Origin of the sequence: Shinella yambaruensis, assembly GCF_022899355.1 — a bacterium.
In the GTDB taxonomy this organism is placed as follows: domain Bacteria; phylum Pseudomonadota; class Alphaproteobacteria; order Rhizobiales; family Rhizobiaceae; genus Shinella; species Shinella yambaruensis.
Genome location: NZ_JALJCK010000011.1, coordinates 14,565 through 35,699 on the forward strand (window position 1 = coordinate 14,565; position 21,135 = coordinate 35,699).

General features: G+C 61.2%; 20 protein-coding genes and 1 pseudogene. 2 read left to right on the plus strand and 19 right to left on the minus strand.

Annotation, left to right across the window (positions count from 1 at the left end; all coding sequences use genetic code 11):
• Positions 1 to 50: 50 nt before the first annotated feature.
• The 6 genes from MUU56_RS23465 to MUU56_RS23490 all read right to left on the minus strand — a co-directional run bounded on the left by MUU56_RS23465 (position 51) and on the right by MUU56_RS23490 (position 5,859).
• On the minus strand, positions 51 to 1,394 hold the full coding sequence (locus MUU56_RS23465) for an MFS transporter (protein ID WP_244769690.1): 1,344 nt from the start codon (positions 1,392 to 1,394) through the stop codon (positions 51 to 53).
• A gap of 18 nt (positions 1,395 to 1,412) precedes the next feature.
• On the minus strand, positions 1,413 to 2,162 hold the full coding sequence (locus MUU56_RS23470) for an SDR family NAD(P)-dependent oxidoreductase (RefSeq protein ID WP_244769691.1): 750 nt from the start codon (positions 2,160 to 2,162) through the stop codon (positions 1,413 to 1,415).
• 187 nt (positions 2,163 to 2,349) lie between these two features.
• The gene (locus MUU56_RS23475; RefSeq protein ID WP_244769692.1) at positions 2,350 to 3,567 is read right to left on the minus strand and encodes an MFS transporter; all 1,218 of its coding nucleotides are present in this window, start codon (positions 3,565 to 3,567) and stop codon (positions 2,350 to 2,352) included.
• A complete protein-coding gene (locus MUU56_RS23480; RefSeq protein ID WP_244769693.1) occupies positions 3,557 to 4,318 on the minus strand; it encodes an SDR family NAD(P)-dependent oxidoreductase in 762 nt (253 codons plus the stop codon). The genes MUU56_RS23475 and MUU56_RS23480 overlap by 11 nt, the downstream gene beginning before the upstream one ends.
• A gap of 11 nt (positions 4,319 to 4,329) precedes the next feature.
• The gene (locus MUU56_RS23485) at positions 4,330 to 5,031 is read right to left on the minus strand and encodes an SDR family NAD(P)-dependent oxidoreductase (RefSeq protein ID WP_244769694.1); all 702 of its coding nucleotides are present in this window, start codon (positions 5,029 to 5,031) and stop codon (positions 4,330 to 4,332) included.
• Between the two features lie 78 nt (positions 5,032 to 5,109).
• Positions 5,110 to 5,859 carry an SDR family NAD(P)-dependent oxidoreductase gene (locus MUU56_RS23490; protein WP_244769695.1) on the minus strand — a complete coding sequence of 250 codons (750 nt, stop codon included), beginning with the start codon at positions 5,857 to 5,859 and terminating at the stop codon, positions 5,110 to 5,112.
• A gap of 283 nt (positions 5,860 to 6,142) precedes the next feature.
• Here MUU56_RS23490 and MUU56_RS23495 point away from each other — a divergent pair, with 283 nt between their 5' ends.
• Positions 6,143 to 6,583 carry an ester cyclase gene (locus MUU56_RS23495; protein ID WP_244769696.1) on the plus strand — a complete coding sequence of 147 codons (441 nt, stop codon included), beginning with the start codon at positions 6,143 to 6,145 and terminating at the stop codon, positions 6,581 to 6,583.
• 168 nt (positions 6,584 to 6,751) lie between these two features.
• Here the strand turns inward: MUU56_RS23495 and MUU56_RS23500 are convergent, their stop codons facing one another.
• The 6 genes from MUU56_RS23500 to MUU56_RS32855 all read right to left on the minus strand — a co-directional run bounded on the left by MUU56_RS23500 (position 6,752) and on the right by MUU56_RS32855 (position 13,514).
• The gene (locus tag MUU56_RS23500) at positions 6,752 to 8,020 is read right to left on the minus strand and encodes an MFS transporter (protein ID WP_244769697.1); all 1,269 of its coding nucleotides are present in this window, start codon (positions 8,018 to 8,020) and stop codon (positions 6,752 to 6,754) included.
• 47 nt (positions 8,021 to 8,067) lie between these two features.
• Entirely contained in the window at positions 8,068 to 8,958 is an 891-nt protein-coding gene (locus MUU56_RS23505) for a haloalkane dehalogenase (RefSeq protein ID WP_244769698.1), read from the minus strand.
• A 235-nt stretch (positions 8,959 to 9,193) separates the two neighbouring features.
• Positions 9,194 to 10,111 (minus strand): LysR family transcriptional regulator, encoded by a 918-nt coding sequence (locus tag MUU56_RS23510; protein WP_244769699.1) that lies wholly within the window; start codon positions 10,109 to 10,111, stop codon positions 9,194 to 9,196.
• Positions 10,112 to 10,285: 174 nt separating this feature from the next.
• Positions 10,286 to 11,530 (minus strand): MFS transporter, encoded by a 1,245-nt coding sequence (locus MUU56_RS23515; protein ID WP_244769700.1) that lies wholly within the window; start codon positions 11,528 to 11,530, stop codon positions 10,286 to 10,288.
• An 11-nt stretch (positions 11,531 to 11,541) separates the two neighbouring features.
• Complete coding sequence (locus tag MUU56_RS23520; RefSeq protein WP_244769701.1) at positions 11,542 to 12,501, minus strand: zinc-binding dehydrogenase; 960 nt, start codon at positions 12,499 to 12,501, stop codon at positions 11,542 to 11,544.
• A complete protein-coding gene (locus MUU56_RS32855; protein WP_244769702.1) occupies positions 12,501 to 13,514 on the minus strand; it encodes an NADP-dependent oxidoreductase in 1,014 nt (337 codons plus the stop codon). Before MUU56_RS32855 ends, MUU56_RS23520 begins: the two co-directional genes overlap by 1 nt.
• A gap of 346 nt (positions 13,515 to 13,860) precedes the next feature.
• On the opposite strand from MUU56_RS32855, the gene MUU56_RS23530 reads away from it, so the two are divergent.
• Positions 13,861 to 14,853, plus strand: a complete 993-nt coding sequence (locus MUU56_RS23530) for a zinc-dependent alcohol dehydrogenase family protein (RefSeq protein ID WP_244769703.1) — start codon at positions 13,861 to 13,863, stop codon at positions 14,851 to 14,853.
• A gap of 18 nt (positions 14,854 to 14,871) precedes the next feature.
• Here MUU56_RS23530 and MUU56_RS23535 read toward each other — a convergent pair whose 3' ends face one another.
• The 7 genes and pseudogenes from MUU56_RS23535 to MUU56_RS23560 form a co-directional block, all read right to left on the minus strand.
• A complete protein-coding gene (locus MUU56_RS23535; RefSeq protein WP_244769704.1) occupies positions 14,872 to 15,777 on the minus strand; it encodes a LysR family transcriptional regulator in 906 nt (301 codons plus the stop codon).
• A gap of 82 nt (positions 15,778 to 15,859) precedes the next feature.
• A complete protein-coding gene (locus MUU56_RS32960; protein WP_398431992.1) occupies positions 15,860 to 16,453 on the minus strand; it encodes a TetR/AcrR family transcriptional regulator in 594 nt (197 codons plus the stop codon).
• A 129-nt stretch (positions 16,454 to 16,582) separates the two neighbouring features.
• A complete protein-coding gene (locus tag MUU56_RS23540; protein ID WP_244769705.1) occupies positions 16,583 to 17,308 on the minus strand; it encodes a DNA-3-methyladenine glycosylase I in 726 nt (241 codons plus the stop codon).
• 363 nt (positions 17,309 to 17,671) lie between these two features.
• Positions 17,672 to 17,860, minus strand: coding sequence for a hypothetical protein (locus MUU56_RS23545; RefSeq protein ID WP_244769891.1), 189 nt, complete (start codon positions 17,858 to 17,860; stop codon positions 17,672 to 17,674).
• Between the two features lie 113 nt (positions 17,861 to 17,973).
• Positions 17,974 to 19,158: pseudogene (locus tag MUU56_RS23550) on the minus strand (tyrosine-type recombinase/integrase); the annotation flags it as partial.
• A gap of 600 nt (positions 19,159 to 19,758) precedes the next feature.
• A complete protein-coding gene (gene rhaM, locus MUU56_RS23555) occupies positions 19,759 to 20,076 on the minus strand; it encodes an L-rhamnose mutarotase (protein WP_244769707.1) in 318 nt (105 codons plus the stop codon).
• Positions 20,077 to 20,087: 11 nt separating this feature from the next.
• Complete coding sequence (locus MUU56_RS23560) at positions 20,088 to 21,092, minus strand: ABC transporter permease (protein ID WP_244769708.1); 1,005 nt, start codon at positions 21,090 to 21,092, stop codon at positions 20,088 to 20,090.
• Positions 21,093 to 21,135: the final 43 nt, after the last annotated feature.

Here is a 21,135-nt window from a genome sequence, read left to right on the forward strand (position 1 = left end):
TCAAGGGTCTAACGCGCCTTCGATCGCGTTAGACGGCGAGGGTATGGCCGTCAGCTCCTGACGACTGAACTGCGACGATGGCAAATAGCAATGGCAATCGCCGTCAGAGCCGTAAGGGCGATCAGCACCCAGAGCACGCTACGAAACGCCACCGCGTAAACATTGCCATTCCCAGCATCGCCGGCCGATATCCGGTCAGCCAGTGCCGGATCACCAACAACGCCGCCGATGATCCAGTGGATTGCGGCGGCGTAGGCGCCGATTGCCACCGCTTCACTTCCGAGACGCAGGAAATTCAGCACACCAGCTGCCGTCCCGCTACTTTCGACAGGCACCGCTCCGATCGCCGCGCCGTCAACCAGACCGGCGGGAAGGCCCCAGCCGAAGCCAAGGAGAATCATCGGCGCAATCACCCATGCCAACGGGATCGAGGGCTCCAACAGAAACATGCCGAAGTCACCGATCAGCAACACCGCCAAGGACACATAGATGACTGTCATCGCGGTCACCGACGGGAAGCGCCTCATGATCCCGGCGACCAGCATAGGGCTGATGAAGATGGGCACCGTCATCAACAGCAGAAGTGAACCCGCCGTCGGCGCGTCCATGTTGTGCTGCGCGCTCAACGCAACGGGCAAATAGGTAAAGATTGTCATGAAGCCGATTGCGTCGGCTACAGGAACGAGAGCGAAGCCGAGGAAAACCGGGTTCTTCAACAACGAGAAATCCACGGCCTTGGCCGGGAGCGTTTCCGGGCGCGGCACCCGAGGAACATGCCGACTGAAGCAGAAGGCAACAGCCGCAACGGCGCCATAGAGCAGGAAAACGCCACGCCATTCGATGAACGGAATGAGCCAGCCCGCGAGTGTCGGGCCGACCGTGCCGCCAAGGCCAAGCGTCGAGCCGAAGATAGCGAAATTTCGGCCCCTGACCTCGGGCGGGAATGCGCGGGAAAGCGTCGCCGACCCTCCAGCGAATATTGCTGCTCCAGCGATGCCGCAAATGACACGGCCGACGTCGAGCACCAGAAGCGACGGCGCTGTAGCGCTGATCACCGAGCCAGCAACCATCAAGGCTGTCCCGATCACGAAGGTGATCTTGTAGCCGATCCGGTCGGACAGGACACCCCAAACCAGCATGAAGATGGCAAAGGCAGCGTTAAACCCGTTTACTACCCCCTGCAGCAGGGTAGGATTTGTACCCAAATCCCGCGCGATCCCTGGCAGAGCGACGGCCGTCCCGGAAATACCGATCGGCATAACGAAAACGGCAAGAAGAATAACGGGCAGCGCCAGCCTTGACGGCGGCGCTGCCCTTTCGGCGCCTCCCGCGCCGATGCGATCGAGGTCCTCATTGGACGCAGTTGTTCCCGAAACGCCGGGTTCCACCACCATCTCGTCCCCCGATCGCGACTAGAGCTGGCTGAAGCCGCCGTCGGCTGGCAAGTCGATGCCAGTCGAATAGCTGCTTTCGTCTGATGCCAGGAAAAGCGCTGCGGCGGCCATTTCTCCGGGACGTCCGATCCGACCAATCGGCATAGCCTGGCCCATTTGGTCCTTCAGAATGCGACCCGCTTCGGCAGAGCCAGCCATGCCATCGATGATCGGCGTGTCGATCGGTCCAGGGCTCAGGCTATTCACGCGAATGCCGCGGTCCTTGAGCTCGGCCGCCCAGCTTTTCGCGAATGAACGCACCGCAGCCTTCGTCGCCGAATAGACCGTATATTCCGGCAGACCCTTCATCCAGTTTGCGGAGGCTACCAGCACAATGGAGCCACCCCGGCGCAGCAGCGGAAGCGCCTTCTGCACCGTAAAAAAGGTCCCGCGTGCGTTGACGTCGAATGTCCGATCGAAGTGTTCCGCCGTGGCTTCCGGCAATCGGACCTGTTCCACAAAGGCAGCATTTGCCACGATCACGTCCAGCGCGCCCTTTTCGGCCTTTACCGTCTCGTAAAGACGGTCAATGTCGGCAAGATTGGCGATGTCGCCCTGAACCGCAGTCACATTGCCGCCGATCTCAGCCTTTGCCTTCTCCAGTTCAGCCGCGCGGCGACCAGTAATGAACACATAGGCACCCTCGGCAACGAACCGCTTTGCGGTCGCAAGGCCGATACCGCTGCTGCCACCGGTAACAACGGCGATCTTTCCTTCCAGTTTTGACATTCGAACTCCTTCACATCCTTGGGTAAATCTGCATTTAGATTGACCAGAGATGTGGCGACCGAACTCCGCCCGGAAGGATGCATGCGAGAATACATTCTATTCTGTCGCGGAATATGAGGCGTGCCCAATTTGGAGCGCTATCCGACACGTCCTCTACAAGCATCATGATTGACTGCGCTGCTGCGCCTCACCGTCTCGGAAGTCGGCCGAAGACGAGGCTTAAAGGCGTGGCCAGCATAACAACCGCACCGCTGACGATCATGGTGGTTGCCACGCCAAGCGTATCGACGACCTCCCCGCCGATCCATGCACCGAAGGCAACCGCGATCTCGATAGTCGCGACGAACAACGCCGCTCCTCGCTCGATCTCGCCCGGGGCAGCCCGAGCCACCCACGACTGGCAGGTTATCGAAAGGGCGCCATAGGCCAGCCCCCATATGCAGACCAGCAAGGAGGTAAGAGCCTTGCTCTCACCATAGGCAGCCAGAAGGAACACTGGCGTCGCGAGCGTAATGGAGGTCACCGCCATAGCCAGACGATTGCTCCGACCGGCCATCCAGCCGCCGATGATATTCCCGAAGAACCCCGCTCCACCGAACACCAGAAGCATCACGTTGATCCCAGCGGGTCCCATCCCAGACACGATGGCGAGAAACGGCGCGATGTACGGATAGGCGAAAAAGACGCCTCCAAAGGTGAGCGCCGCAAGGAGAAGTCCTAACCGCGCCTGGCTGACGGAAAGAAGCGCAGGCAAGTCCCGCCACCGTGTCCGGTGGTTTGCCGGCAAAGGCGGAACGAAAACCGCCAGCGCGACTAATGCGACGACCGTGACCGCACCCGCCGCGCCGAAGGCTGCGCGCCAACCGAGGAGATCGCCGATCAATGTGCCGGCAGGAACGCCGGCGATCGTTCCCAGCGAAATGCCCGAAAAGATGACGGTGGTGCCCCGCGTCCCGGTCGGTTCCGGCATAAGCCTCGGCCCAACGGCGATGCCGATGGTCCAGAAGCCGCCTAACGCGACACCGACGAGCACTCGACCGGCAACCAGAACGGCAAATGACGGCGCCAAGACCGCGATCGCATTCGCCGCCACCAGCATGACCGTGAGACCGGTCAGCACGATCCGTCTGTCGAACCGGCTCGCCAAGACGCTCACAAGCAGCGCGCCGAACGCAGCGACCAGCGCAGGGACGGTGACCGTCAAACCTGCTACCCCATGGGTGACGCCGAGATCCGCCGCCATGCTAGGTATGAGACCGACCGGCAGATACTCGGTTGTCACCATCATAAACGACACGACGGCAATCGACATCACCGCCAGCCAATGCTTCAAAGTTATACGACCGCTGGCGAAGGTGTTGGTCGATGTCTCCGCAAACGGAGCTTCTTCAACCTCAGACGGCAAGCCAGCCTCCATCGACCACGACCTCCGATCCGGTCATGTACGAGCTTTCATCCGATGCCAGAAACGCGACCACCGCCCCGACCTCACCTGGCAGGCCGATACGTTTCATCGGTGTGCGCCCGATTACGGCGGGCGCCGTGTCCGGATCGGCGAGGAACGGCTCCACGGTGGGCGTCCGGATTCCGCCCGGGTGAACCGAGTTCACGCGAATGTTGCGGTCGATATAATCCCGCGCAACGGCCTTGGTCAGCAACCGCACCGCGCCTTTAGAGGTGGAGTAGGCCGCCGACCCGTCCGAACTGGCGATGATTCCGGTCACGGACGACATATTGATGATGGAACCGCCGCCCGCGGCTTTCATCGCCGGCCATATGTGCTTGCAGCCGAGGAAGACACCTCTGACGTTGACGTTCATGACCCGATCGAACTGCTCGACCGGCATGTCGTCGATATGGCACACCTCGATCAGGCCGGCATTGTTGACGAGAACGTCTACCTTGCCGAAGAGCCTCATCGTCTCCGCCACGACTGCGATCCAATCCGGCTCGCTCGACACGTCGTGCCGCAGGAAATGAGCCTCGACGCCACGCGACCGAAGCGAAGATAGCATCGCTTCGCCACGTTCGACGTTGATGTCCGACGCCACAATGCGAGCCCCTCGATCGGCGATCGCCATAGCAATCGCTTCACCGATGCCCTGGGCCGCACCGGTCACAAGCGCGACTTTTCCGTCAAGCACTTTGCTAACCATCTTCGTCGCTCCTAAAACCGCTCAACCCAAGGCCTAAGCACCAACTCGTCCGTCCATGCGCTTCGCGGCTGGCACATCAGGTCCACGTAGCTCTGCGCGATGTCGCCGGGATCGAGTGTGCTGTCGGGAGAATCCTCCGGATCGGGCCGGCTGGCAGAACGGATGAAGCCGTCCACGACGACGTGCGCGACATGAATACCCTTCGGGCCCAACTCGCGCGCGGCGCTCTGCGCCAGCCCGCGAAGGGCAAATTTGCCCATCGCGAAAGTCGCCGAATTCGGGAAGCCTTTGATGCTGGCTGTATTCCCCGTCAGCAGGATCGCTCCGCGTCCGAGGGGAAGCATTCGCTTGGCGGCATGGTGGACGGCTAGGAACCCGCCGAACGCGGTCGTCGCAATGGACCTTTGCACTTCCAGCGGATCGAGCTGGTCAAGCGTTCCCCGGAGCGGCGCAGCGGCGTTGAACACGACGACGTCGGGATCACCCGTGTCGAGCGCCACCCGGTCGAACAGGGCCGCCATGTCTTCGGGACTGGCGGCATCGACCTGATAAGCGCGCGCGCCGGTTTCTTCTACGAGCTGCTGCAGCTTCTCGGTGTTACGCGCCCCCACGCTGACGACGACACCAAGCGATGAGAGGCATCGCGCGAGAGACGAGCTGATGCCGGGGCCGGTACCGATGATGAGCACCCGTCTGAAGGGAAGATCCTTCATGTCTATTTCCTCCGGGGTTGGCGACTTGCGGGTGAGCCGGCCACGTCTAGGAGCGAGGCCGGCTACAAACCCGCGCGGTCAGACGCTCGTCTGGCCGCCCGCCACGACAAGATCGATGCCTGTCGAGAAGCTGCTGTCCGAGGAGGCGAGGAAGAGCACCCCGTTGGCGACTTCCTCGGGCTTGCCGATGCGGCGCAGCGGAATGATGTCGAGGAAGGCCGCGATCATGGCGTCCTTCTGTTCCTTGTTCTCGACCTGAAGGTCGATGATGGGCGTGTCGATCGGGCCGGGGCTGAGCGTATTGACGCGAATACCCCGCGGCGCCAGCTCGGCGGACCAACTCCGCGCGAAGGAGCGCACCGCTGCCTTGGTTGCCGAATAGGTCGTGTGCGGCGGCGAACCGATCAGATGCGCCGTTGACGAAACGAGCACGATCGCCCCGCCGTCATTGATAAGCGGAAGCGCCTTCTGGACCGTAAAGAAAGTGCCGCGCGCATTGATGCCGAACGTCTTGTCGAAATGCTCGGGCGTCGCGTCGGCAAGCGTAACCAGTTCCACGAACCCGGCGTTCGCGACGACGATATCAAGCGACCCTTTCTCCGCCTTCACGATCCCATAGAGTCGATTGAGGTCATCGAGATTGGCGACATCACCTTTCACCGCCGTGACGTTGCGGCCGATCTCGGCCTTCGCCTTCTCCAATTCGGAATCGCGCCTGCCGGTGATGAACACGTAGGCGCCTTCGTCAACGAACCGTTTTGCGGATGCGAGGCCGATACCGCTGCTGCCACCGGTAATGACGGCTACCTTTCCTTCAAGCTTGGACATGCCTTAGATCCTTCTGGTCTTGTTTCGGACCCAGGCGGTCCGACCAGATTCAGATGATGCATGCCAAAACTATTCTGAAGACTATGAGGAAGAATACATCCTATTCTACATGGGAATACGAAGATACCTTCCGCATCACGGTTCGGATGGGTAGGCCGGCTCGGAATAGATGGTATTCCGATTCAAGCTCTTCCGCTGACGACCCGACGACCGATCTCAATCGGAGCGCTCGCCATAAAGTGCTGAGGCGATATGGCAGCCGGTCGACGCTGGAGAGACAAATATGGTGGATCATTCGATATCTGAAGAAGCCAAAGCCGTCGTCAGGAAGAACACCGAAGTGGTGCAAGGCGAAGGGGACTGGGATCTCTTCGACGAACTCTTCGCCGACGATTTCGTGGATCATACACCGCAGTCCGGCGTATCCGCCGACAAAGACGGTGTCCGCATCCTCTACAAAGGTTTGCGTGCTGCCTTTTCCGACTTCCACGCTGTGATCCACTGGCAGAGCGTCGAAGGCGACTTGGTCACGACGTACAAGGTCTACCATGGGACACACTCGGGCACGTTCTTTGGAATAGCTCCAACCGGGCGCAAAATCCGTTTTGAGGCCGTCGACGCGATGAGAGTGCGCAACGGGAAAATTACCGATCACTGGGGCGTCGGTAATCTTTACTCTCTGGTCCAGCAGATCAAGGGCGAGGATGGTCCCGGCATTGGATGATCAGCGCCGTGCCTCAGAGATTCGCCCATAATCAAGGGGGCATCCACGAAGCCTAGGGCATTTTCCGATCGCCTGAAACCCTGGTACAGCCGCCCCCGGACAGTTTCGCGGATGGATCGCGTACCGCTCGATCCATCCGCTGACTTAGACGCTAGGCCCGACCCGCTTTCAGGTGTGCCTTCTGCCTCGTCGCGCATCGGGCTTGTTCGCAACCCACACAACCGCCGCAGCCGCAGCGGCGACGACGCCTCCGACTACCATGGCGCTCGCAAGTCCAAGCTGGTCGACAAACAGGCCACCGACAGTCGATCCAGCCCCGATGGCGATGTTCACGACCGCGACGTAAAGCGCCGCACCGCGTTCGATGTCATGCGGCGCCGCCTTAGCCATCCAGATCTGCGTGATAATGGGTAATCCGCCGAAGGCCACACCCCATACGACGACGATCAGCGTTGCGGTTGCGGCGTTCGTTCCGATCAGGGCCAGAAGCACCGCAGACGCCCCGACGATGACCGTTGATAGCACCGCCGCGGTGGCGACGTTTCTAGCGGCGATGCGGCTACCGAGCCAGTTCCCGAAAAAGCCCGCGACACCGTAGACCACGAGCAGGATGTTGATGCCATCCGGCGACAAGCCAGCAGCTTCCGCAAGGTACGGAGAAATATAGGTATAGGCCAGGAAATGCCCGCCCAATGCGAACAAGCAAATCAGAAGGCCGAGCCGCGCCTTCTTGATTCTGAACAAGACCGGCAAATCGGACCAGTGGGTGACTTTCTCGGGTTTCAATCTGGGAAGCAACAGCGCCTGGCAGATAACTACGAGCGCTCCCACCGCCGCAACCACGCCGAACGCCTCCCGCCAACCGAATGCATTGCCGATGAATGTTCCGGCTGGCACGCCGGCGATCGTCCCCAACGAGACACCGGCGAAGATGATAGCCGTTCCCTGCGTTCCCGTTGCCTCCGGAAACACCCTTGGTCCAATCGACACGGCGATCGTCCAGAACCCCCCGATGCCTATGCCAAGAATGAGCCGCCCGACCAGTACGACCGGATAAGACGGCGCAAAAGCAACAATCAGGCTGGAAAGGGTCAAGAACGAGGACAGTGCAATCAGCACAAGACGACGATCAAGATCACGCGCCGGCACGGTGACGAGAGGGGCGGCGAACGCCGCCAGAATTCCAGTCATTGTCACCATGAGTCCCGCTTGGCCTGCGGTGATGCCGATGTCGGCCGCCATGCCGGGCAACAGCCCGATCGGCACCAGTTCCGCCGTAACGAGCGAGAAGGCGCCCACCGCGACCGAGAGTATCGCCAGGCGTTGCCGGAAGTTCGGTGCGTTCTGCTCGAACTGCCCCATCTCGCCGGCCAGACCAAGATGGTCTGGTTCTGTGGGAAGCGCATCGACCGCGCCTCCAATATTGTGAGCCTGCATCAAGATCACCTTTCGGGAACGACCGTTGAATTCGAAGAGAGTTGCGATCAGAGGCCGCGCAAATCCCGGATGAACTCTGCGATAGCGTCCCCGATCTCCTTGGGGCTCTCTTCCTGGACGTAATGAGCCCCGCGAACAGTGATCTCCCTCTGGCTCTTGAATGACCTGGTGAACTCCCGCTGGCGTCCGGCATCAAGGACCCCTGGCACAACGTTCACGTAAAGCTTGGGAACGTCGTTCTCGGCCAGCCACCGCGAATAGCTCTCGACGATCTCGTGGACGTCCGCAGGCTCGCCATCGATCGGCAACTGCCGCGGCCAGGTCAGCGTGGGGCGGCGACCTTCACCGGCCTCGAGGAAAGGCCGCCGATATTCGTTCAGGACGGCCTCATCGAGCGGATCGAGCACCGAGCCGGCGACCACCTTTTCGATGAACGCATTGTCCTTCAGCACAAGCTCCTCGCCTTGCGGCGAACGGAAGGTCCTGAAAAGTTCGACCGCATACTCTGGAAACTCGCTCCACCGGAGCGGCTGGACGATCGATTCCATGAATGCAATGCCTTGGACCCGATCCTGATGCTGGTTGGCCCAGTCAAAACCCAAGGCAGATCCCCAGTCATGCAGGACCAGCACGACATCTTTGTTGATGCCGAGTTCCTCCCAAAGCGCGAAGAGGAATTCGCGATTTTCCTTGAAGGTGTAGTTGTCGGGACCAGCGTTCGGCAGTTTCTCTGAATCGCCCATGCCAATGAGGTCACAGGCAATCAGGCGACCGAGACCCCGGCTTGCCGGCATGATGTTCCGCCAGAGAAAGGAGGAACTGCCATTGCCATGCTGGAAGACAATCGGGGCGCCTTCGCCCTCATCGATGTACGCCATTCGGCGTCCCTTGATCTCGATGTATTTCTTCGTCGCAAAGGGTTGGGCATTGATTGTCATCGTCAGGTTCTCATCTCGATTTCGGGTGGGGCCGAACCCAAACGCGCTCGGCTACCCACAGATGAGAACGCTCAAAGAGCCGCAGTAGATCGCAGAACGGAATACAATCTATTCTGATGTAGAATGCGCACTCTGCGCGAGACGTGAGAAAAACTGCCATCCGAAATTGATGATTTCAGATAAGGGCCGCCGTCGTCACAAATGCAGATCCATGCGTGATCACGCTTTATATTTTCTATTGTTCGACTCTCCGATATGCTCTATCACCACCATCCGAAAATGCCTCGGACAGAAAATCGATCAGCACTCTAACCCTGGATGGGACCCGCCGATCCTTCGGACAGACGGCGGAGATCGGCCATTTCGCCGTCGCATAGTCGGCCAGCAACGAGCGGACCTCTCCCGAGGCGATCTCCTCGGCGAACAACCACTGCGGGCCGTAGCCAATCCCCAAATCACTCAGGACAGCAGCTCTCACGCAGTCCGCGTCGTTTGTACGCAACGAGCCCGAAGGCATTACCGTGACCGATCCCCTTGGCCCTTGAAAGTCCCAGGCGACGGGGTTTCCACCCACGGTCCATCCGATGCACTCGTGCTGGGCGAGTTCACTTGGTCGGAGCGGCTCACCACGCAGCGCCAGGTAAGCCCGCGTTGCCACCGTGATCGGCGCCGTATGCCCGATGAATTCGCCCCTTGTCTCGGGAGCGACCGCTACGCCGACGCGGATCTCGACATCAGCACCATGGTCAGCGTTAGCTCCAAGCTGCGACATTACGTTCAAATCGATCGATAGATCGGGATATCGGACGAGAAATTCCTTCAGCCGCGGCACCACACACAGTCGACCGAAGCCAGACGACAACGACAGCCGAATATTGCCGGAAGGCGCGAATTGCTTTAGCGCAACGCGCTCCTCGGCCTCCCGCAAATGGTTCAGGACCTGCTTCGCGCTGATGTAGAAATCTTGCCCGTCCGGAGTGAGGATCGTCCTGTTCGTCGAGCGGTCCAACAGTTCCGCCCCAAGATGCGTCTCAAGCCCGGCGACTTTCTTGCTGACCGTAGATTGTGCGACGCCGTCAAGCCGCGCGGCCTCCGAAAAACTACCGGTTTCCACAACGCGGACGAAGACCCGCATCATCTCCACTCGATCCATCGCCGCCTCGTGCCCGGACGGGGCTCCTATGTTCAATTGCGTCAAGATTCGAAGATGCGAACAGTCCCGAAGCACAGGAAGTATCGACACCGGCATAGAATCTATTCTCTGCCAGAATATCGCTTGCCGCCGATCACTCGCATCCGCGCAGTAGCAACCGAAAGCCCTCGCAACTTATTGGCCCGTCGACCCGCGTACTCTTGAAAGCCCTTCGCTCGCCAGCAAACTCACCAGCGCCATCACGGGAAAGGCGGCGCAGGCCGTGGCAATGGCGTCTAGGCCGAAACCGCGCGCCAGAATCCACCCACCGAGCGCTGTTCCGACTGCTATGCCGAAATAGACGAACGAGTTGTTCAGGGCGAGGACCACCTCGACGTGGCGGGGTGCCAACGCCATCAGCCGCTGCTGCTGCCCCAGCACAATCGGCCATGGCGCAGCGCCCAGCGCGAAGCTCACCAGTCCGATCGACCAAAGCGCGCCGAGCGCCCTCGGAACGAGAAGCCCGACGATCACGCTCACGGCCAGAGCGATGAACATGGGACGCAGCGGGCCATAACGGTCCGCAAGACGACCGCCGAGTTGGCTTCCCGTAAGCGCCCCGAGGCCAAACAGGGAGAAGGCCGCGAGCGTGATGCCGGTGGAATAGCCCCGTTCATGGAGCATCGCGCCCAGGTAGGTATAGACGCCACCATTCAGTCCCAGGCACAGCAGCGTCGGCAACAATGCAAGCAGCGTCGGCGCATGGGCGAGCGGCGCGAAGCGCTGGGGCAATGTCGCTGCCGAAGGCGTAGCGGGAGGCGGAGGCACCAGCATGGCAATGCCCACCAACGCGACCGCCGAGATACCGGTCACGAGCCAGAACGCAGCGTGCCAACCGAAGCCGTCTCCGACGAGAATACCCAACGGCACGCCGGCCACAATCGCACCCGTGATGCCGAAGGCGATGACCGATAGCGCCGCGCCCTTACGCTCCGGCGGCGCAAGTCCGGCGGCCAGGGCGTAGGCGGTTGGAATGAAGAGACCGCCCGACAAGCCGGCGAGGATGCGAGCACCGATCAGCATCGCAAATGTCGGCGCAAGCGCGCAAAGGGCGTTGGCGATCGTGAACACCGCCAGCGCCAGCACCGCAGCGCGGTCACGGCGAATATGGACGGTGAGTGCGGCGAGGATTGGCGCCGAAACAGCATAGGTCACCGAGTAGACGCTTACGACGCCACCGGCAGTATCCAGGCTGACCGACAGATCCGCCGATATCCGAGGCAGGATACCGGAGATAACCTGCGCATCGGTGCCCGTAGCAAATGCCCCTAGCGCAAGCAGCCAAATCCGAGCGTCCACCCCCCGATGTCGCTCGCCCGCGACCAGGTTCCCCGATTTTTTACTCTGCGCTGCAATCTTCTGCGAATGCTCGTGCTGCACGAATCTGTCCCTTACTCCGACGAGATGAAGTAGGACGGTCCCACGAGCCGACGGCCTCGAATGTCTTCATGAGCCTGCGCCGCAGCCCGAAGCGGATAGCGAGCCGCCTCAACCGACGAGAAGACGCCGTCGCGAATTGCGCTGAAAAGATCACCTGTCGCTTGACCGACCAGTTCGCCATGCACGTTCCGCACGGTGCTGCCACCCGACACGCTGATCCCGCGCGCAGCGAGGAGGCCCTCATCCAGTTCACCGGACCCTGAAGCAGCGCCAATCGTCACGAGCGCCCCGCCGTCGCGCAGGGCAGCCACCGACTTGGCCAGAGTCGCTTTGCCGACGAACTCGTAGACGACGTCGACGCCCTCCGGCGCCAAGTTCTTCAGATCCCGCTCGAACCCGCCGTCGCTGGCCAGAAGCGCGTGGTCGGCGATCGAGGACAGGCTGTCCAGCTTCCCCGGCGATCCGGTAGTGCCGATCACCTTTGCTCCAAGAGCTTTCGCCCAGACCGACAGGATTGTGCCGGTGGCGCCGGACGCGCCCTGGACGAGAATGGTCTCCCCGGCCTTGATCTGGTGGAGGAGCCGCAGCCCCATCCAAGCGGTCAGCCCCTTGCCGAGAAAAGTCGCTGACTGCTCCACGGATATATCGTCGGGCAGACGCACCAAAGGCACGGCAGACACGACACGCTCCGTCGCATAGCTTCCGGGGGCGTAAAAATACGCGACACGATCCCCGACACTATGGTCGACCCCCGGTCCGACAGCCTCCACCGTGCCGGTGCCCTCGATACCAAGGACAGTCGGCAGCGTGAGCGGGAACGTCCCGTCGCGAAACATCGTATCGACGAAGTTCAAACCGACCGCGCGCTGCCGCAAACGCACCTCGCCGGGGCCAGGCTCGCCGACCTCGACGCGCTCCCAGTTCAGAACGCCGGGATCGCCATGCTCGTACAGCCGGATTGCGTGGGCCATCAGTCGACAATCCTCAGCATCATCTTGCCTTCGTTGTTGCCGTCGAAGAGACGCAACATCGCCGGCAGGACGTTTTCGATCCCATCCTCGACATGCTCATCGACGCGCAGCTTTCCATCCCTGACCCAGCCGATCAGCGCTGGCACCGCTTCTCCGATACGATCAAAATAGTGGGTCAGGATCACCCCCTCCATGCGCGCGCCCTGGACGACCAGTTCCCAGATATTGCGCGCACCGCGGGGCTCGGAATTGTACTCCGAGATAAGACCGCACAGCACGATGCGGGCCTTGGGATTGATCGCCAGAAGGCCGGCGTCAAGGATGTCGCCCCCGACATTCTCGAACTGGATGTCGACGCCATTCGGCGCCGCGCGCCGAATCTCGGCCACCAGTTCCTCGACGCTCTTGCCGCGATAGTTGATCGCGGCGTCGAAACCATAGTCGTTGAGCAGGCGTTGAACCTTCGCCGGACCGCCGGCTATGCCGACCGTCCGGCATCCTTTCATCTTTGCGATCTGTCCGACCAGAGAACCGACCGAGCCGGCTGCTCCGGTCACGAGGACAGTCTCGCCGGCCCGGGGCTGGCCGATCGAGAGCAGCCCGAAATACGCCGCCAAGCCGGTGGGACCGACAACCGACAGATAGTTCGTGATCGACGGCACGGCATCGGGGTCCACCAGATTGGTGTAGCCGCCTTCGGTGCCGACGCTGTAGTCCTCCACCGCATTCAGGCCAGCCGCCCAAGCGCCCACGGGGAAAGCAGCACTGCGCGATTCCACGATCTGCCCGACCGTGCTGGCGCGAACCGACGCACCAAGAGCGATCGGCGGCAGATAGGACGGCCGATCATCCATCCAGCCGCGCTGCGCCGGATCGATCGAAACATAATGGTTGCGGAGCAGGAACTGACCTGGCTCCAGGGCTGCGGTCGGCTCCTCCGTCAGGAGGAAGTCTTCAGGAACGGGAACGCCGCTTGGGCGCCGAACGAGCGTGAATCTGCGGTTGAGCGGCACGGTAACTCCATCGTCTCTTTTTCTTGACGACGAAGATGAGGAGCAGCCTACCGGCTCAGAAGTACGCCGCACGGAATACGAACTATTCCGCCGAGGAATGCACGCGAGTGTGTCTAGGCGACAGAGAGATGTGTTGACGAGGCGATCAAGTCATCAGGTCTCGCTCTTAGATCAAGCTCAATATTCCGCTGCGTAATATATACTATTCCTCCACGCGATCTGCCGCTCCCAACAGCTATCCCCACATCCACGGCTATGCTCCTGAGAGTGTAATCCGACTGTTCTCGCATCGCACCGCGCCCATCAAGACGAGCGCGGTTCAAAACTAAAACCGGAAAGGAACACCATGCCGCGCATCATCCAGTTTTCCGAAATTGGAGGTCCAGAGGTCCTGCAATTCGTCGAGATCGACACGCCGGTTCCAAACGACGACGAGGTTCTGATACGCGTCAAGGCGCTCGGCCTGAACCGCGCCGAGTCCATGTACCGGCGAAACAATTACATCATCGAAGCAGTCCTGCCCGGGCTCCTCGGCACTGAAGCAGCGGGGATTGTCGAGGCGGTCGGTAAGAACGTCACGCATGTGAAAGTCGGGGATCGCGTCAACACGGTTCCGGCGTTCAGCATGGGCGACTTTGCCATTTATGGCGAAGTGATCGCGATGCCGGGTTATACAGTCATCAAGCAACCCGATGGGCTCTCCTTTGAAGAGGCCGCCTCGCTCTGGGTGATGTTCCTGACGCCCTACGGCGCGCTGATTGAAGACGCCAAGATTCAGCCTGGCGAACCCGTGCTGATTTCTGCCGCCTCGAGCAGCACCGGCATTGCGGCAATTCAACTCGCCAATCTCGCCGGTGCGATTCCCATCGCGTTGACGCGCACAAGCGCCAAACGGCAGAGACTGCTCGACGCTGGTGCAAAGCATGTCATCCCCTTCGCCGAAGTAGATCTTGTCGAGGAGGTCAAGAGGATCACCGACGGCAAGGGCGTACGCGTGACATTCGACCCGGTCGGTGGCGAACTGCTCCCCAAGCTGATGCAGGTGATGCCCTGGCAGGGCATCCTTTACATCTACGGCGCGCTTGAAGGCGACACGACGATCATTCCAGTCCTGACGCAGATTGGCCAGATGGTGACGATCAAAGGGTGGATGCCGGCCGACATCGTCTACAATCGCGATCGCCTGCAAGTCGCGGTCGACTACATCACGGCGGCGCTCAGCGAAGGCAAACTGTCTCCTGTCATCGATCGCATCTTCCCCTTCGACGAGATGGTCGAAGCGCACCGCTATCTGGAATCTGCCCAGCAATTCGGAAAGATCGTCGTAAAAGTCGACTGACGCGCCGCGCGGTCGCGACTAGCTCAGCCGCAAGCTCGCGTCCCTAGCGAACGCCTTGGCAAAAAAGTCCACGAAGACCTTGACCTTACTCGACTGGAGGCGCCCGCCGGGGCTCACCGCATATATCGGATGCCGCTCTGGCGCGTACTCTGGCAACACCCTCACGATCGCGCCCGATTCCAGTTCCTCAGCAAAGAGCCAGGCCGGCCCCTGAGCGAGTCCCAGACCCGAAAGCACACCAACGCGTATATGCTCCGCGTCACTGGTTCGGACCGGTCCCACAGGATCAATAGTGACTCTGCCTTCCGGTCCCATGAACTCCCAAGGCCTTGCCGATCCCCCCGACACGAACGTCACGCATTCATGATCCGCCAGATCCGCCGGGATCTTGGGCGTCCCTTTGCGCGACAGATAGGCGGGTGTGGCAAGGAGCGCCGTTTCGCCGCTCCCAATCTTCCTGGCCATGAGACTGGAATCCGACAACGAACCGATCCTGATCGCTACATCGATGCGGTTCTCAATGAGATTGACGTAGTGATCAGAAATGTCGGTCTCGACCGTGACGTCGGGAAACTCCTCGAAGAATTGCGGCAGCTTCGGCAAGATGTGCATACGACCGAAGCCGGCCGACATCGCCACGCGTATCCGACCGGAGGGCGCCAGTTGCCCTCGCCCGACGCGCGTCTCTATCTCCTCAACCTCATCGAGCAGCCGAATGGTCGCTTCGTAGAAGGCCTCTCCGGCCTCCGTCATGCTCAGCCCGCGTGATGTCCGCCGGAGCAACTGCGCCCCAAGCCGAGCCTCCAGCGCCGCGATATGCTTGCTGACCGTCGGCTGCACCACACCTTCGACCTTCGCCGCCCGAGAGAAACTAGCCGTTTCCACGACGCGAACGAACAGGCGCATCACATCCAACCGATCCATCGAACATTCTCCCTGTCCAGACGGCCGATGCGCGTGGCCGGACTTAATTTGAAACTTTTGGCTGAAGCCCTCCTGGTCCCCGCTAAGCGGCGCAACTCGGCGGCCACGCCCTCATTGCGACATCCACCATGCGCCGGAGATCATCCTTTGATGCACCACTCTGTGCCTCGATAGACATGCCCAAGCCAACTACATGAACAAAGCGCGCCAGAGCCTTCACATCCGTCCCCGCCGGCAGGTCGCCCGAAGAAACTGCCCGCGCGAACCTGTCGCAAAGCGCCTTCCACGCCAGCCGACGGCTCTCCACAAGATCATCTCGGACTGGGCTGCTGCCTGCGGGACCTGACCCAGCGCAACTCACGCCCATGCAGCCCGGGGGGTGATCTTCACCCGCCTGCGCCTGGGCGCCGCCGTAGAGCATCTTCTCGGCGACTTCTCGCGCTGTTGGTGCCTCAAGAGCCTCCGCCACATAAGCGAGGTGCCCCTTCCGGTAGCGTTCGTAGACGCGCCGAAACAGGGCCTCCTTGCTCCCGAAAGCGAAATAGAAGCTCGGCGGGGTGACCCCCATGGCTTTGGTCAGGTCAGACAGCGAGGTGCCGTCGTAGCCGTTACTCCAGAACAACTCCGTAGCAACGTCCAGCGCCTGATCGATATCTAACTTCCGCGGCCGAACCATCCCGCCCGTGACTCCACGCTAATATATCGATCACTATACGATAGTGCCGCGGCGCGAGTCCAGCAAATATACTGAGCGCTATACGATAGAAGAAGAAAGCCCGACGAACGGAGTGCGGCCCGCTCTCTGCTAGAGTCCCCATGCCTCCCAAGGCCGCTCAGCCGAGGCCGGCGGCAAGCCCACGCTCATCGACAGGACCCGGCTGATCGTAGTGAAATCCCGCCCGGACGAGGCGGCCCACTGATTCATGGCTTCCTGAACAACTTGGAGATCGCGCTTTGCGATCGACGGCCGGGAAAGCACGCCCTCCCGAACGAGAGCTGCCACCATGTCAGGCGACGTTACGAATGCCGGCTTCCCGAGGGCACGAAGAAACCGCATTGCGGTCTCTCCCCCGAGATAAGCACCCCGTCTGCGAACGACGTGGACGAGATCGATGTAGCGCTCGTCCGGCCACTCTGCGAAAAACCGCGCCGCCCTTCCGTGCTCGCTTGAAAGCTCCAAGACGAATTGCGCGTTCCGCTGCACCGCGAGGATCTTCCTGGCGCTACGGACGATGCTTGGGTCCCGGAGAAGCGCATCAAACCGCTCCTCGCTCATGAACGCGCAGGCATGTGGGTCAAAGCCGTCGAAGCCAGCCTCGAAAGCCGGCCACTTTCGTTCGATCACCTTGTAGGAAAATCCGGCGCCGAATATCTGACGGGTCATAGCCGCCAGAACGCGATCGTCGGAAATTCGCGCGATATCTCCAGCAGGGAGTGAAGGCGTGAGAGCCAAGATGTTCTCCAGTGCCACCACACCCCCCTTTCGGGCTGCGGCCAAGGCATAGATCTCCTCAAAAGACCGCAGCTTCATGTTATCAGCGCTAACCTTTCCTGGTTCTGTTTGGTATCCCGAACGAAAAATGAGACGTGTGCTATCACCTCAGAAGATAAGGTGGGTGAATACCTGCTATTCTAATTAAGAATATTAGTGTTCGGTTGACGGTGTTGCAATTATCGAACGCCCGAAATGGCGCGCCACGGCCAAACGTTCGCGTAGGCATCAAAAAACGGTCAAGATAGTTGGCGGCCGTGCCAGCCATCACGCGGCAATCGAGGTGTCGTTTCCTTTTACAGCGTATGATCGCCCCAGGTTTCCTCCTTGCATCATTCCAGCGGATCTTTTCAACCGGCCGATGCCTCATTCTCCTCGGTTGCCCCTCAAGTGGTGGATGAGCTAGTCGAGCGACAGGTAGCCCGGTCTCCATCGCATTACTGCGAGCGCCATCGCCGTCCAGATGATGTGGATGGGCCAGCCGTCGGGAACGGTGAGTTCAATGACCAGCGCCATGGCGTGCAGGCCGAGGCCGACGATCCGGCCGTCGTGAAGGCGATCATCAACCGCTCCGGTATTGTGCAGCTTCATGACCCTGTAGCCGCCTCGCGAATCTGCACGACATTTCCTGCGGGCGCTACGCCTCGGCAATACGCGGCCCAGTCCGCCATCATGGTGCGGCGTCGCTCCACCATGTCGCTGCGCTGATAGGCGCGCTCGACGGTCGAGCCCACGGCGTGAGCAAGCGCCATCTCCGACATGTCGCGGTCATAGCCCTGTTCGGCCGTCCACACGCGGAAGGTCGAGCGCAGGCCGTGAGGAACCGCAGGAAGCCCGGTATCCGCATCCAGCCATCCCTTGCGCCCGGCCTTCAATTCCTTCGCGTGCATCTTCTTCATAAGCTGCGAAAGGATCGCGTCGGAAAATGGGCCGCCGCGCGGGGCAGGGAACACATAGGGAGAACCGGCCATCCGGGGAAGCGCCTTCAACAGGGCAACGGCGTCATCCGACAAAGGCACGCGGTGATCGCGTTCCATCTTCATGCGCTCGCCCGGTATCTTCCACATTCGGGCGTCAAGGTCGATTTCGTTCCACGTCGCTCTGCGAACCTCGTCCGACCGCGATGCGCAGAGGGCGATGAACTCAAGCGCCCGCGCCGACATGCCGTCGCGCTTGCGCAGTTCGGCGAACCATTTCGGAAGATCGGCCTGCGACAGGGCCGGCCGCTTCGTGACCTTCGCCACCTTCGAAGGCGTCGGCAGCAGTTCCTTCAGATTGCCAGCCCACCGCGCCGGATTGTCGCCGCTGCGATAGCCTGCGACTGTCGCCCAGGACAGGACAGCCTCGATACGACCGCGAAGGCGCGATGCGGTTTCGGTCCTCTTCTCCCACAGGGTTCCATCTTCGAACGGCTGGTTCAGAACGCGCAGAATATCCTGTGTCGTAATATGGGCCGCATTCATGTTGCCGATGATCGGCACGGCATAGGCGTCCATGCTCCTGCGCCAGCTTGCGCCATGCCTCTCGCTGCGAAACTCGCCTTCCTTCCGGGCAAGGCACTTTCCAACGGCGTCCTTGAACAGGATGGACGTTGTGGCCTCGATAGCGGCTTTCGAGCGGGCGGCCTTGCGTTCCTCGATCGGGTCTTTGCCTTCGCGGACGATCCGGCGAAGCGTTTCGGCTTCCTCGCGCGCTTGCTTGAGCGATACGACATCGTACTGGCCCAGCCCCATGCTGCGGGTCCGTCCGTGCAAGGTGAACCGGAACTCCCAGGACTTGGTGCCCCACTTGCTGATTTGTAGGAACACTCCGCCGCCGTCGGATAGCCGGCCGCGCTCTTTGTGTGCCTTGACCTGCCGATCGGAAAGCCGATGAATGCCAGCCGTCATAGCCGAAATCCTTGCCCATTACCTACCCACAATTTTAAGCGGATATTGGTGGCTGACTCAAGACGTATGCAGAAGAACATTCAAGATAAGTCATTGATATAGAAATGATTAGATGGACGACTATAGACGTCCCCGGACCACAAATTGGTAGCTGCCCCCGCAACCAACGATCCCAAAGAGCCCCCTCCGTGGGGCTTTTTGCGTTTCTGGGCTGTGCACCCTCGCCGTAACCCGACAGTGCTTCATCCCACCCCGAACATCCCAAAACGTTGCAACGCAAAGGCAGACGTGGCCTTGTTCCGGCCTCAACTCCAGGTTTGCGCGAGCGGGCAGGCCTCAGGTTACAGGGCTTGAGCTGAATGTCTCTTGCAACATCTCACGGTCTAGCGAAGGCGAGGCGTCGGCCATCGTCGCGGAAAAATTGATGGGGACGCGTTCGGCCTGCCGGCCCTCATCGGCGATTGATTGTCCCGTGCATGCGAGGACGTGTCGGCGCGGATGAGACGGGCGGCGCGGCGACCGTTCTGTTGAAGCGTTTCGTCGTTTGCCCGCGGCCCGGCTTCCTTCCAAATTCGTATCCGCCGGCGCCTCGGCGGGGTTTCACGCCATATGGAAGACCGGTTTGAGTGGCACGACATGCGGCTCGCCGCGGTCGTTGTACTGCATGATATCGGCCATGAAATCCCACCAGCGGCGGTTCGCGTCCGTTTGCGGCAGCGCGTCCATGCTGTGGTCGTCCGCCCGTACCAGCGTTGCGAAGAGGTGGTTTGTCTCCTCGTCCAGCCAGATCGAGTAGTCGGACACGCCGGCGTCGCGCAGGGCCTGGCTCAGTTCCGGCCAGATCTCGTCGTGGCGCTTCTTGTATTCGGCCGCCTGGCCGGGATTGAGGATCATGCGGAAGGCGATGCGTTCGGGCATGTCGGTTCCTTTCAAATCTGCGAGCGGATGCGAAGCTGGTCGAGGCCGACGGCGAGCAGCAGGACGGCGCCCTTGGTGACGTCCTGCCAGAAGCTCGAGACGTTGAGCAGGGTGAGGCCGTTGTTCAGCGTGCCGAGGATAAGCACGGCGAGCAGCGTGCCCCAGACCGAGCCGCGGCCGCCGAAGAGGCTGGTGCCGCCGAGGATGATGGCCGCGATGACGGTGAGCAGGTGCTTGCCGACGGCATCCGGGGCGGCGGCGCCGAGCATTGCGGCGACGACGATGCCGGCGAGCGCGCCGGAGACGCCGGAAAGAATGTAGAGCTTGATCTGCGTGCGATCGACCGGAATGCCCAGCATGCGGCTGGCGTCGGGATTACCGCCGGAGGCATAGATGTAGCGCCCGAAGGGCGTGAAAGCCATGACCCACCAGATGGCCGCGAAGAAGATCAGCATCAGGATCAGCGGCACGGGCACGCTGAGGATGCGGCCGGAGCCGATCCAGTTGAAGCCGGGGATGGCCAGCGGCTGGGTGAGGCCGCCGGTCAGCACCAGCGACAGGCCGGTGATGATGCTCATCGAGCCGAGCGTCACGATGAAGGGATTGAGCCTGAGACCGTTGGTCAGCATGCCGTTGCCCCCGCCGATCGCGCCGCCGGCGAGGATGGCGATGGCGCAGGCAAGCCAGATGTCGATGCCGGCGGCATAACACAGCGAGACGATGACGCCTGAAATCCCGGCCACCGCGGCGACGGAAAGGTCCAGTCCCCCGGCGATGATCAGCGGCGTGCCGGCCGCCGCCATCAGGCCGACGAAGGCCATGTTCGAACCGATGGACAGGAGGTTCTTGAAGGTCAGGAAGAAGGGCGAGAGGATGGTGAAGACCACCAGCAGCAGGAGGTAGATGACGAGCAGCATCGCCGTGCCCGCCCAGGACTTGCCGAGCAGGCTGCGCCCGGCCTCGGGCTTCGGTGCTTCGCTCTGGCTACCCACGGTCTTGGCCGTTTCCTCGGACATGGAATCCTCTTTCCTGATTTGGAGCATTTCCGGCGAGGAGGAT